The organism is Amycolatopsis sp. NPDC005232 (assembly GCF_040607795.1).
Classification (GTDB): Bacteria; Actinomycetota; Actinomycetes; order Mycobacteriales; family Pseudonocardiaceae; genus Amycolatopsis.
Window position 1 is genome coordinate 1 of sequence record NZ_JBEXHL010000042.1, and the last position, 12551, is coordinate 12551.

The window sequence follows — 12551 nt, forward strand, 5'->3', positions numbered from 1 at the left end:
CGGGGCGCGGCCACCGCCCGCGCAGGCGGCGCACCAGCATCGGGCCGGCCGCTGGGAGGTTGAGGAAGGCCGTGCGCATCAGGAAGGTGCCGTACGCGCTGAACAGCCCGGGCGCGACGATGCCGGCCAGGGTGTTGAGCCAGCCGAGGCCCTGCACGATCTGGTACTGCGAGATCAGGTACGCCTGCGAGGGCACCAGCAGGATCGACAGCACGAGACCGAGCAGCACCGCCCGCCCGCGGAAGCGCATGCGGGCGAACGCGTACCCGGCGAGCGTGCACAGCACGATCTGGGCGAGCGTGCGGATCACCGTGATGAGCACCGAGGTCCACAGCTGCGACAGGAACGGCAGCCGCTGGAACACCGCCGCGTAGTTCTGCCACTGCAGGTGCGCCGGCCAGAACGTGGGCGTCACGCTCTGCACCTCGGCGTTGGTGGACAACGACATCACGATCTGCCAAAGGAACGGGAAGGCCATGATCAGCCCGCCCACCCCGAGCACGAGGTGGATCAGCGCGTGGGACTGCCGCCGGCGCCGTTTTCTAGGCATTGCCGGTCCACCTCCGTTGCAAGCGGAACTGCACGAGCGTGACGAGACCGATGAGCACGAAGATGACCATCGCGATGGCCGCGGCGAAACCCTTGTCGTTCTGGACGAAACCCGCGTCGTAGAAGTAGTAGACGAGCGACATCGTTTTCGGCAGCACCGCGTTGTGGTTGCCCAGCAACGCATACAGCAGGTCGAAGAGCTGGAAGCTCGCGATGGTGGTCACCACGATCACGAAGAACACGCTGGGCGCCAGCTGCGGCAGCGTGATCGAGCGGAACTGGCGGAAGCGGCTCGCGCCGTCGAGCTCGGCGGCCTCGTACAGCTCCGTCGGGATGTTCTTCAGGCCCGCGCCGAGCACGATCATCGAGAAGCCCAGCGAGGACCACAGGCCCACCACGGCCACCGCGGCGAGCGCGAAGCCGGGCGTGTTGACCCACGACGGGCCGGTGATCCCGATCCGCGACAGTGCCCAGTTGAGGATGCCGTAGTCACCGTTGAAGATCATGCGCCACACCAGCGCGACGGCGGCGGGCATCGCCACGTACGGCAGGAAGAACAGCACGCGGTAGAACTGCGCGAACCGCAGGTCCCGGGTGTTGAGCAGGCTCGCGAGCCACGCCGCGATGGGCACGCCGAGCAGCACCACGGCCGTGTAGATCACGGTGTTCAGCAGCGACCGGTACAGCTGCGGGTCGGTGAACAGCCGGCTGTAGTTGTCCAGCCCGGACCACTTGAAGCCACCGAACACGCCCCAGGTGGTGAACGAGTAGAACGCCGTCTGCAGGATCGGCCAGATGTAGAAGACGAGCACTCCGGCCAGCAGCGGCAGCACGAACGCCCAGGGCCACAGCCCGTCCCCGCGCCGGACGCCGCGCCGCTTCCGCCGGGTGGCGGGAGCGGCGGGCGCCGGAGCGGACTCGGAGACGTCGGCGGACACGGCGCTCATTCCTTGGCCAGGTCCGCGTTCATCTGTGACGCCAGATCCTTCAGCACGGCGTCGACGGGCTTGGTGCCGTCGAAGGCGTCGGGCAGCAGGTTGGTCTCGAGCGTGTTCCATGCGGCGGTGTTCTTCGACACCGGCAGCGGCTTCGCGTAGGAGACCTCGTCGAGGAACAGCTGCAGGTCCACGCCCGGCATGGACTTCGCGAACGCGTCCTGCGTGCCGTTGTAGGCGGGGATCACCGCACCGAGGTCACCCTGCTGCTGCTGGGCTTCCTTGCTCGCGAGGAACACCTGCAGCGCCTGCGCGGCCTGCTTGTTGGGGCTGTTCGTGGCGACCACATTGGACAGACCGTGGATCACGGTCGCCTGCTGGTCGCCCTTCGGCACGGGGAGCACCACGACGTCCTTGGCGATCGGCGCCGCGGCGACCTCGCTGCGGGCCCAGCTGCCGCCCTGGTACATCGCCGACTTGCCGGAGACGAACCACTGGTCACCGGTGGTGTCGGTGAGCTGCTTCATCGTCGGCATCGCCTTGGACTTCACCAGGTCGGTCCAGAACTGGATGCCTTTCTGCGTCTTCGGGTCGTCGTAGGCGGACGTCTTGCCGTCGGGCGAGATCACCGAGCCGCCGGACTGGAAGATGGTGTTGTAGTAGGTGGTCTGGCCGTCCATGCCGGCGGAGATGCCGTAGACGCCCTTGCTGGAGAGCTTCTGCGAGATCTGCGTGGCGGTGGACTGCAGGTCGGCCCACGTCCAGTCCTTGCTCGGGATCGGCACGCCGGCTTCGGCGAACAGTGCCTTGTTGACCCAGACGCCGATGGTGTCGAAGTCCTTCGGCACGCCGTACTGCACACCGTCCAATGTGTACAGCTGGTCCAGCGACTGCGGGTAGTTCTTCGGGTCGATCGCGCCGGCCTTCACCTCGCTGGTGACGGGCTCGATCTTGCCGTTGCTCGCGTAGAGCTGGAAGTTGGGGCCGTTCATCCAGAACAGGTCGGGCAGACTGTCACTGGAGGCCTCGGTCTGCAGCTTGGTGAAGTAGTTCGCGTACGGGGTGACGTCCACGTTCACCTTGATGTTCGGATATTTCTTGTTGAACTCGGCCAGGTTGGCGTTGATCGCCTTGACCTGGGTCTGGTCCCAGACCGCGTAGGTCAGGTTCGCCGAGACGCTTGCGTCGGGCGGGCTGTACGGGGTGTCCGAATCGGACGCGGTGGACGCACCCGTGGACGAGCACGCGGCGAGCGTGGCGGCGGCGGCCACCGTGCCGGCCACCGCGGCCAGGGCTCGGCGGGGGAATGAAGCCATCGGGATTCCTTTCAGCGGGCGGGGGAGACGATCAGGGTCAGCGGGTGCCGGCGGGGAAGTGGGCGCGCACGGCGGCGGGCAGCTCGGGCACGTCGAGGGGAACCGAGCCGTTGCGCAGCGACCGGGTGGCCAGCGCGCCGGCGGCCACGGCCTCGCGGGCGGCGACCGGCGAGAGCGTCGGCGTCTCGCCGTCGATCACGTAGCGCAGGAACTCGGTCATGGTGAGCAGGTCGGCGTCGGCGTGGCCTTCTTCGACGCCTGAGATCGGGTACTCGCGGTCGCCGTCGGCTGACCAGCCGCGGCGGTGGTTCCACACCTTCACCACGCCGCCGCCGGTGTCGCCGAAGTTCTCGGCCCGGCCCTCGGTGCCGATCACGGTGTAGTTGCGCCAGTAGTCCGGGGTGAAGTGGCACTGCTCGTAGCTGGCGAGCACTCCGTTGTCGAGGGTCATGAGCACCAGGGAGACGTCCTCGACGTCGACCACCTCGTTGAGACCGGTCTGCGCGGCCGGGGGCCAGTTGTCGAAGGAGAACCAGTCCTGCATCAGCTCGTTCTCGTGGCCGCCGCGGTCGGTGATGCCGCCGTAGACCGCGAGCTGCCCCATGCCGACGACGCGGCGGGTGTAGCCGCCGGCCAGCATGTGGATCACGTCGAGGTCGTGGCTGGCCTTCTGCAGCAACAGGGAGTTGACCTTGCTGCGGTCGGCGTGCCAGTCCTTGAAGTAGTAGTCGCCGCCGTTGCCCACGAAGTGGCGGCACCACACGGTTTTGACCTCGCCGATCTCGCCGCGGGCGACCACGTCGCGCAGCGCGCGGGCCACGCCCGAGTGCCGGAAGTTGTGTCCGATGTAGAGCGGCGTGTTCGACTCCTGTGCGGCGGCCAGCACGGCGTCGGCGTCTTCGAGCGTGATCGCGAGCGGCTTCTCGAGGTAGACGGCGATGCCCGCGCGCAGCAGGTCGACGGCGATCTCGGCGTGAGTCCAGTCCGGCGCGGTCACGATCGCGGCGTCGACGAGTTTGCGGTCGATCAGATCCGTGTGCTGCTCGACGACGTCGATCTCGCCGAACAGCTCACGGGCCCGGGCGCGGCCGGCCTCGGTCGGGTCGGCCGCGGCCACCACGGTCGCGGCCAGCCCGGACTCCGCGATGTGCCGGGCGATGACGGCGCGCTGGCCGACTCCCACCACACCCACGCGGACAGCTTCGCCGTTTCCCACCTGGTCACCTCACCTCTGCGTGATATTGATCTGTATGATGGCAAACCAATCACTAATGCACAACACGCGATGATGAGTCTGCTCAGACGCGTGCGCGAACCGTTACGTGAGCCTCGGCCGGTCCGGGGTCAGCTCGCGACCACGAGCTCGACCGACGCGGCGGCCAGCTCGGCGGCGAACGAAGCGGGCACTTCGGCGTCCGTGACCAGCACGTCGATCTCCGCGAGGCGGCAGATGCGCGCGAAGGTGGACTTCATCAGCTTCGTGGCGTCGGCGACCACGATCACGCGCCGCGCGACCTGGCTGAAATGCCTGCTGACCTCGGCTTCTCCCTCGTGCAGGGTGGTGGCGCCGTACTGCGCGCTCAGCCCGTCGACGCCGAGGATCACGGTGTCGAGGGCGAACGCCGCGAGCGCGTTCGACACCAGTGAGCCGACCAGCTCGTAGGACTGGCGCCGGGCCACGCCGCCGGTGACCACGATCTTCACGTGCGCGCGCACTGACAGCTCGTAACCGATGTTCAGGGCGTTGGTCACGATGGTCAGGCCGGTTTCGCCGTCGGCGCGGATGAACCGCTCGCTCTTGCCGAGCGCGCGGGCGACCTCGGTGGTCGTGGTGCCGCCGTTGATCCCGACCGTCTCGCCGGGCCGGACCAGTTCGGCGGCGGTGCGGGCGATCGCGGTCTTGGCCTCGGCCTGGCGCGCGATCTTGTACTGCAGCGGCAGCTCGTAGCCGGCGCCGAGGGCCGCCGCGCCGCCGTGCGTGCGGGTGATCAGGCGCTGGTCGGCGAGGATCGAGAGGTCGCGGCGCGCGGTGGCGGGGGAGATGCCGAGCGTTTCGCCGATCTCTGTGATCGTCACGTTCCCTCGTTCGCTCACCAGCTCGAGCAGGGCGTTGAGGCGTTGCTGGGGTGTCATCGGGCAGCTCGCGTTCGAGGTCGAGGGGCAGGATCGACTCATCCTAGAGGTCATCTCCACTGAGCCGGATGATTGAAGATGACGTATATCGCTCACTCCAATCAAGAATGATCGTCTATGCTCACCATGCGATCACGTCGATCGCCCTCGGATCGAAAGGTCTCCATGTCCGACTCCTTCGTGTCCCGTGAGCTGGCGTCCCAACCGCAGATGTGGCGCACGGCGGCAGAGCTGTTCCCCTCCGTCGCGAGCGCGCTGCCGCAGCCGGGGGAACGCGTCGCCGTCGTCGGGTGCGGCACCAGCTGGTTCATCGCCATGAGCTACGCCGTCGCGCGCGAGCAGCGCGGGCACGGCCTGACCGACGCGTTCGCCGGGTCCGAGTACCCGCGTGCGCGCCAGTACGACCGCGTGGTCGCGATCTCGCGCTCCGGCACCACGACCGAGATCGTCGACCTGCTCGGCGCGCTCGACTCGCAGCGCACGGTGCTGATCACGGCCGTGGGCGACGCGCCGGCCGCCGCGGTGGCCGACGAGGTCGTCGAACTTCCCTTCGCCGACGAGGAATCCGTGGTGCAGACGCGGTTCGCGACGACCACACTCGCGCTGCTGCGCGCGGGGCTCGGCGACGACGTCGAAGCGCTGGCGGGGCAGGCCGAGCAGGCGCTGCAGGTGCCGATCACCGAGCTGCTCGACGCCGAGCAGGTGAGCTTTGTCGGCCGCGACGCCGCCGTGGGCCTCACGTTCGAAGCCGCGTTGAAGACTCGCGAGGCCGCGCAGTTCTGGGCAGAGTCGTACCCGGCCATGGACTACCGCCACGGCCCGATCGCGATCGCGCAGCCCGGCCGGCTCGTGTGGTCGCTCGGCGCGACGCCTGAGGGCCTGGCCGACGACATCGCCCGCACGGGCGCGACGTTCGTCCACCACGACCTCGACCCGATGGCGGCTTTGGTTGTGGTGCAACGGTTCGCCGTCGCGCTGGCCGTGCGCCGCGGGCTCGACCCCGACCACCCGCGCTCGCTCACGCGCTCGGTCATCCTCACCTGATGGCGGTGCTCGGTGTCGACGTCGGCGGCACCACGGTCAAGGCGCGTGTCACCGGCGACGACGGCGCGGTGCTCGCGCAGTGGCGCGAGCCCACGCCGACGGGCGACCCGCAGGCGTTGGCGGGGCTCGTGCGCCGTGCCACCCAGTGGTACCCGGTCGACGCCGTGGGCCTCGTCGTGCCCGGCATCGTCGACGAGCGCGCGGGCCTGTGCCTGCAGGCCGTGAACCTCGGTTGGCGCGACGTTCCGGTGCGGGAGCTCGTTTCCGCTTCGGTGGACGTGCCGTTGGCGTTCGGGCAGGACGTCCGCGCCGGCGCGCTGGCCGAGGTCCGCACGGGCGCGGCGGCCGGTTCTTCGGAACCGGTTCTGTTCGCGGCCGTCGGCACCGGCCTGGCCGGCGCCCTCGTGGTCGACGGCCGGGTGCTCGACAGCCCGTGGGCCGGCGAAATCGGACAGGTGCTCTTGGCCGGCGGCGGACGGGTGGAGGAGGTCGCCTCTGCCTCCGCCCTCGCGCGCCACGCCGGCGCGCCCGACGCCTTCACCGTCGCCGAACGCGTCCGCGGCGGCGACGGCGCCGCCCTTACCGCTTGGCACGAGTGCGTCCGCGTGCTCGCCGAGTCCATCGCCTGGACCACCGCCGCCGTGGGCTGCGGCACCGTCGTGGTCGGCGGCGGACTGGCCGAGGCGGGCGCCCTGCTGCTCGACCCGCTCACCCACGAGGTCGCTGCCCGCCTCGGCATCCTCCGCGCGCCGTCGGTCGTCCGCGCCCACCACGGCGACGCGGCCGCGGTCATCGGTGCGACGTTGCTGGCGCAGGACTTGCTGGCCGCGGGAGTGGCCCGATGACCGGCGTTGTGCTCGATCCGGCAGCGGGAGCCACCGATCGCGTGCCGCGGCACAAGGCGGTGACCGTGCGAGCGCACCGAGGTTGCGCGGCGCTTGTCGGCGCAGGACTCGCTCGTCGTGGGCGCTCGCCCGTGATCGGTGCGACGTTGCCGGCGCAGGACTTGCCGGCCGCGGGAGTGGCCCGATGATCGTCGTGGTCACGCCGAATCCGGCGGTGGACGTCACCTACCGCGTGGCGCGGCACGAGCCCGGCGAGACGAACCGCGTTCTCGAGGTCCAGCGCAGGCCCGGTGGCAAAGGGCTGAACGTCGCGCGCGTGCTGGCCGGGCTGGGGGTCGAGGTGCTGGCCCTGCTGCCGCTCGGGGGTGAGGCCGGGCGGTGGGTCGCGCGTGAACTGACTGTGCCGCATGAAGTCTCGCCGCTTGCGGGGGAGACGCGGACGACGGTGACCGTCGTGGGTGAGGGGCATCCGACCGTCTACACCGAGCCCGGGCCGCAGACGAGCGAAGCCGAGTGGACCGCGTTCGGCGAGCTGCTCGGACGGCGGCTCGCGGGCGCGGAGCTGCTGGTCGTCTCGGGGTCGTTGCCGCGTGGGGCGCGGGCGGAGTTGCTCGGGGACTGGGTGTGGGCGGCGCACGAGGCCGGTGTCCGGGTGCTCGCCGACGTTTCCGGGCCCGCACTGGTGGCAGCGGCGAATGCCGGGGCGGATGTGGTGAAGCCGAACCTCGCGGAGCTGCTCGACGCGACGTCCACTGTGGACGAAGGCGCCGGCGCCGCCGAACTGAAGCGGCGGGGCGCCGGGCTCGTGGTCGTCTCGCGTGGCGCCGAGGGGATCGCCGCGCACACACCGGACGACACCATCGAAGTCCCCGCTGTCCCCGGCGTCACCGGAAACCCGACCGGAGCCGGCGACGCCGCGACCGCAGGCCTCGCGGCGGCGCTTGTCGACGGCGTCCCCCTGGCCCAAGCGCTTCGCCGCGCCGCCGCGCTCGGGGCGGCGGCCGTGCTGCGCCCGGTGGCGGGCGAGGTCGACCTCCAGGCCTACCGACGTTTTCTCGAACCGAACGGAGAACCCGCATGATCACCCGCCCGGCTCTCGCCCGGATCCTCGCGTCGGCGCGTGAGCGCAACGCCGCGGTCGGCGCGTTCAACGTCATCCTGCTCGAACACGCGGAGGCCATCGCGAGCGGCGCCGAGCAGGCCGGCGTGCCCGTGGTGCTGCAGATCAGCGAGAACTGCGTGCGCTACCACGGCGGGCTGGCGCCGATCGCGCTCGCGTCGCTGGAGATCGCCAAGCGCGCGAAGGTCGAGGTGCTCGTGCACCTGGACCACATCGAGGACCAGGACCTGGTGCGCGAAGGCGTCGAGCTCGGCGTGGACAGCGTGATGTACGACGGGTCCCGCCTGCCCTACGACGAGAACGTGCGCACCACCCGCGAGATAGCCGACCTGTGCCACGCGGCGGGCATCGCCGTGGAAGCGGAGCTCGGCGAGGTCGGCGGCAAGGACGGCGTCCACGCTCCGGGCGCCCGCACCGACCCGGCCGAGGCCGACGCGTTCGTGAAGGCCACGGGCGTCGACGCGCTGGCGGTCGCCGTCGGCACGTCGCACGCCATGGTGTCGCGCACGGCCAGCGTCGACCGCGCGCTCGTCTCGCGGCTGCGCGACGCGGTGGCGGTGCCGCTGGTGCTGCACGGCTCGTCCGGCCTGTCCGACGACGAGCTGCGCGGCGCCGTCGAGAGCGGGATGACGAAGATCAACATCTCGACGCACCTGAACGGCCTGTTCACCCGCTCGCTCAAGCAGTTCCTCGACGAGCGACCGGACGTCGTCGACCCGCGCAAGTACGTCCGGCTCGGGCGCGCGGCCGTCGAAGAGGAGACCGCGCGCCTGCTGCGCCTGCTGGCTGCCTAGGCTTTTCGCTTGGCGGCCAGGCGATCGGCTCGGGGCCACCGCACGTCGGTGGCCCAGCCGAAGCGCTCGAACAGCCAGATCACGCGCGCCGACACGTCGACCTGGCCGCGCAGCACGCCGTGGCGCGCGCAGGTCGGGTCGGCGTGGTGGGAGTTGTGCCACGACTCGCCCATGGACAGGATCGCGAGCGGCCAGAAGTTGGCGGCCTTGTCGCGGCTGGCGAAGGGGCGTTCGCCGATCAGGTGGCACACGGAGTTGACCGACCAGGTCACGTGGTGCAGCAGCGCGATGCGCACCAGGCCCGCCCAGAAGAACGCCGTGACGGCGCCCCACCACGACAGCGTGATCAGCCCGCCCAGCGCGGCCGGCAGGGCGACGCTGAGCGCGATCCACAGCGCGAAGAAGCGGTTCACCAGCCGCAGGTCGCGGTCGCCGACCAGATCCGGGGCGAAGCGGTCGGCGTTGGTCACCTCGCGCTTGAACATCCAGCCCATGTGCGCGTGCCAGAACCCGCGCAGCAGCGCCGCCGGCGACGTGCCGAACAGCCACGGCGAGTGCGGATCGCCCTCGCGGTCGGCGAACGCGTGGTGGCGGCGGTGGCTCGCGACCCAGAAGATCACCGAACCCTGCACCGCCATGCTCCCCGACACAGCCAGCGCGATCCGCAGCGCGCGCGGCGCCTTGAACGCGCCGTGCGTGAAGTAGCGGTGGTACCCGACGGTCACGCCGAGCGTGCCGAACGTGTAGAAGACGACGAACAGCGCCGCGTCGACCCAGCTGAGCCCCCAGCCCCACAACAGCGGTACGGCGGCGACCAGCGCCACGAACGGCACCAGCAGGAAAGTCTTGAGCACGAGCATCTCCGCCGGACCCCGGCGTCCGGAGATCAACGGCTTTACGGTGCTGGACTGGACGGACGTCATGAGCGTCACCTCGCGGCGCTTCGGATGGCGATTCCGAGCCGAAGAGTAGGTGCCCGTTCTGTCCGCTGCGCCGACGGCGAGCCGACGGAGAGTTACGAAGGCGTGGCCGTCCGGGGCGTCAGCCGGCCGGGGTGAGTTCGCGGTCCGTCGGAGGCGCCGGTTCCAGCGACACCACCGGGCCGCGGTCGCGGGTGCCGGTCCACAGCGCCGCCGTGACGACGATGACCAGGGCCGAGCCGAGCACGTGGAACGACACCATCGCCTCGGGGACGCCGAGCGCGTACTGCACGGTCCCCAGCACACCCTGCGCGAGCGCCACCGCCCAGACCCACGCGTAGCGCTGCCACACGCTCTTCGGCGCGCCCACGCGCAGCAGCTGCAGGCCGAAGACCGCGAGGACCACGAGGTAGACGATCAGGAGTCCGCTGTGGACCTGGGCGAGCTTCTCGATGGGGACGTCGAGGCGGTGGGTGTGGATGTCGCCGCCGTGCGGGCCCGCGCCGGTGACGGTCGTGCCGGCGATGAGGACGGCCCACATCAGCACCGTCAGCAGCACCAGCACCTTGCGACCCAGCGGCGGCACGAGCGGGCGTGCGGGTTCGTCGCCTTCGCGGAAGGCGCGCAGCAGCAGCACGGCCAGCCAGATCAGCGGGGTCGACGCGAGGAAGTGGATCGCGACCGTCCACCATTCCAGCTTCGCCAGCACGGTGATGCCGCCGAGCACGGCCTGCAGGACGACGCCGCCCGGCATCGTCCAGGCGAGCACGAGCAGGCGCTTGCGGCTCGGGTGGTCGATGAGGATGCGCCACGCCGTGAGCACCGCCAGCGCCGCTACGACGATGACCGCGCCCGTCAGCATGCGGTTCGAGAACTCGATCCACTGGTTGACCGCGTGGATCCCGGGGTGCTGCACCGGCACGAGACTGCCCGGCACGCACTGCGGCCACGTCGGGCAGCCGAGGCCCGAACCCGTCACCCGCACCACGGACCCCGTGACGCCGATGCCGCCCATCGCCACCACGGCGGCGATCCCGACGGCGCTCTGCACGCCGACGGAGGGATAGGGCAGGCGGGCGATCAAACTGCGAAGAGGCACGGGGGAATCGTACTCGCGCGCAATTCCGCGCTTTCCCGCCGTATGCGCGGCGACGCTTTTCTCACACCCGTTTCACGAGCACTCAGGTGAGTTTTGTGGTCCGTGTCGCGATAAGTCCGGCCACGATCGCCCACACGGCGAGCACCGCCATCGGCCCGACGGCGAAGTGACCGTCCACCAGTGCCGCGCGCATGCCTTCCGCGAGCGCGCCCGAGGGCAGCAGCGAGACGACCACGCCGAGGCCCGCCGGCAAAGCCGAAGGCGCCAGCAGGATCCCGCCGGCGAGCAGCAGCACGAACCACACGATGTTGGCCAGCGCCAGCACCGCTTCGGCTCGCAGGGCGCCGCCGAGCAGCACGCCCAGTGCGCCGAACGCGGCCGTGCCCAGCACCAGCAGCACGATCGCCGACGCGATTCCGGCGCCCGACGGCGACCAGCCCAGGAACGCCGCCACCACGCCGATCACGAGCGACTGCAGCACGACCACCACGAGCGCCGCGACCACGCGCCCGGCCACGAGGAGCCAACGCGGCAGCGCGGTGGCCGAAAGCCGTTTGAGCACGCCGTAGCGCCGGTCGAAGCCGAGCGCGATGGCCTGTCCGGTGAACGCGGACGACATCACGGCCAGCGCGAGGATCCGCGGTGTGATCCAGTCCACTTTGGACGCCGAGCCGAGCTGGCTCGCGGGCAGGATGTCGAGCAGGCTCAGGCCGATGAGCAGCGCGAGCGGGATGATCAGCGTGAGCAGCAGCTGTTCGCCGTGGCGCAGCGTCAAAGCGGCCTCGACGCGCGCGTGCGTGCGCAGCATCCGGCCCAGCGGCCCGCGGCCCGGCGCCGGGGTGAAGGTGCCTTCCGGGAACGTCGTGCTCACGCTCGCAGCTCCCGTCCGGTCAGCTCGAGGAAAACCTCTTCCAGCGTGCGCCGGCCCACCTGCAGCTGTTCGGGCAGCACGCCCTGTTGCGCACACCACGACGTGACGGTCGACACCACCTGCGGATCCACCGCGCCTTCCACGAGGTACGAACCGGGCGATGACTCGCTCACGCGATAGCCCTCCGGCAACGCCGCCGTGAGCAGCGACAGGTCCAGCCGCGTGCGCGCGCGGAACCGCAGCTGCGCGGCGTCGCCCTCTTCCAGCGTCAACGAGTGGGGCGAGCCCTGGACCACGACCTTGCCGTGGTCCACGATCACGACCTGGTCGGCGAGCGCTTCCGCTTCTTCCATCAGATGTGTGGTGAGCAGCACGCTCACGCCGTCGCTGCGAAGCGCGGCCAGCAGCTCCCACACCAGGCGCCGCGCCTGCGGGTCCATGCCCGCGGTCGGCTCGTCGAGGAACACCAGCTCGGGGCGCCCGACGAGCGCGCACGCGAGCGAAAGCCGTTGCTGCTGCCCGCCGGAGAGGCGTTTGAACGGGGTGCGCTTCGCGCCAGCCAGCCCGAGCACGTCGAGCAGCCACGCGGGGTCGAGCGGATTCGCCGCGCACGACGCGACGAGGCCGAGCATTTCCGCGGCGTGCACGCCCGGGTAGGCGCCGCCGCCCTGCGGCATGATGCCGACGCGCGGGCGCAGCCGGGCGCTGTTCTTCACGGGATCGAGGCCGAGGACCCGGACTTTTCCGGCGTCAGGCTTGCGAAACCCTTCGCAGATCTCCACCGTGGTCGTCTTGCCCGCGCCGTTGGGCCCGAGCAAGGCCAGCAGGCAGCCACGCTCCATCCGCAGGTCGAGCCCGTCGACCGCGGTGGTGGAGCCGTAGCTTTTCACCAGGCCGGTGATCTCGACCGCTGGGTTGTCCACAA

13 protein-coding genes are annotated in these 12551 nt (G+C 70.6%); 4 read left to right on the forward strand and 9 right to left on the reverse strand.

Going from position 1 to position 12551, the window contains the following annotated elements; translation table 11 throughout:
• The 5 genes from ABZU76_RS44530 to ABZU76_RS44550 form a co-directional block, all read right to left on the reverse strand.
• Positions 1–550: carbohydrate ABC transporter permease (locus tag ABZU76_RS44530; protein ID WP_354882323.1), on the reverse strand; the 550-nt coding region annotated here is incomplete at its 3' end.
• A complete protein-coding gene (locus ABZU76_RS44535; RefSeq protein ID WP_354882326.1) occupies positions 543–1487 on the reverse strand; it encodes a sugar ABC transporter permease in 945 nt (314 codons plus the stop codon). The genes ABZU76_RS44530 and ABZU76_RS44535, both read right to left, overlap by 8 nt.
• A gap of 5 nt (positions 1488–1492) precedes the next feature.
• Positions 1493–2800: a sugar ABC transporter substrate-binding protein gene (locus ABZU76_RS44540; protein WP_354882329.1), complete on the reverse strand. Its 1308-nt coding sequence runs from the start codon at positions 2798–2800 to the stop codon at positions 1493–1495.
• Positions 2801–2837: 37 nt separating this feature from the next.
• Positions 2838–4016 carry a Gfo/Idh/MocA family oxidoreductase gene (locus ABZU76_RS44545; protein WP_354882332.1) on the reverse strand — a complete coding sequence of 393 codons (1179 nt, stop codon included), beginning with the start codon at positions 4014–4016 and terminating at the stop codon, positions 2838–2840.
• Between the two features lie 128 nt (positions 4017–4144).
• Positions 4145–4933, reverse strand: a complete 789-nt coding sequence (locus ABZU76_RS44550) for a DeoR/GlpR family DNA-binding transcription regulator (protein WP_220238717.1) — start codon at positions 4931–4933, stop codon at positions 4145–4147.
• Between the two features lie 165 nt (positions 4934–5098).
• Between ABZU76_RS44550 and ABZU76_RS44555 the strand changes: the two genes are divergently transcribed.
• The 4 genes from ABZU76_RS44555 to ABZU76_RS44570 all read left to right on the forward strand — a co-directional run bounded on the left by ABZU76_RS44555 (position 5099) and on the right by ABZU76_RS44570 (position 8736).
• Positions 5099–5977: an SIS domain-containing protein gene (locus tag ABZU76_RS44555; RefSeq protein WP_354882335.1), complete on the forward strand. Its 879-nt coding sequence runs from the start codon at positions 5099–5101 to the stop codon at positions 5975–5977.
• Positions 5977–6822 carry an ROK family protein gene (locus tag ABZU76_RS44560; RefSeq protein ID WP_354882338.1) on the forward strand — a complete coding sequence of 282 codons (846 nt, stop codon included), beginning with the start codon at positions 5977–5979 and terminating at the stop codon, positions 6820–6822. The genes ABZU76_RS44555 and ABZU76_RS44560 overlap by 1 nt, the downstream gene beginning before the upstream one ends.
• A gap of 184 nt (positions 6823–7006) precedes the next feature.
• A complete protein-coding gene (locus tag ABZU76_RS44565; protein WP_354882341.1) occupies positions 7007–7903 on the forward strand; it encodes a hexose kinase in 897 nt (298 codons plus the stop codon).
• Positions 7900–8736, forward strand: a complete 837-nt coding sequence (locus ABZU76_RS44570) for a class II fructose-bisphosphate aldolase (protein ID WP_354882344.1) — start codon at positions 7900–7902, stop codon at positions 8734–8736. Before ABZU76_RS44565 ends, ABZU76_RS44570 begins: the two co-directional genes overlap by 4 nt.
• Here the strand turns inward: ABZU76_RS44570 and ABZU76_RS44575 are convergent.
• The 4 genes from ABZU76_RS44575 to ABZU76_RS44590 all read right to left on the reverse strand — a co-directional run bounded on the left by ABZU76_RS44575 (position 8733) and on the right by ABZU76_RS44590 (position 12549).
• Complete coding sequence (locus tag ABZU76_RS44575) at positions 8733–9659, reverse strand: acyl-CoA desaturase (protein ID WP_354882347.1); 927 nt, start codon at positions 9657–9659, stop codon at positions 8733–8735. The two genes, ABZU76_RS44570 and ABZU76_RS44575, sit on opposite strands and share 4 nt — an antisense overlap.
• Before the next feature lie 118 nt (positions 9660–9777).
• A complete protein-coding gene (locus ABZU76_RS44580) occupies positions 9778–10755 on the reverse strand; it encodes a COX15/CtaA family protein (protein WP_354882349.1) in 978 nt (325 codons plus the stop codon).
• An 82-nt stretch (positions 10756–10837) separates the two neighbouring features.
• Positions 10838–11563: an ABC transporter permease gene (locus ABZU76_RS44585; RefSeq protein WP_354882484.1), complete on the reverse strand. Its 726-nt coding sequence runs from the start codon at positions 11561–11563 to the stop codon at positions 10838–10840.
• Positions 11564–11622: 59 nt separating this feature from the next.
• Positions 11623–12549, reverse strand: coding sequence for an ABC transporter ATP-binding protein (locus ABZU76_RS44590; RefSeq protein ID WP_354882352.1), 927 nt, complete (start codon positions 12547–12549; stop codon positions 11623–11625).
• Between the last annotated feature and the right edge of the window lie 2 nt (positions 12550–12551).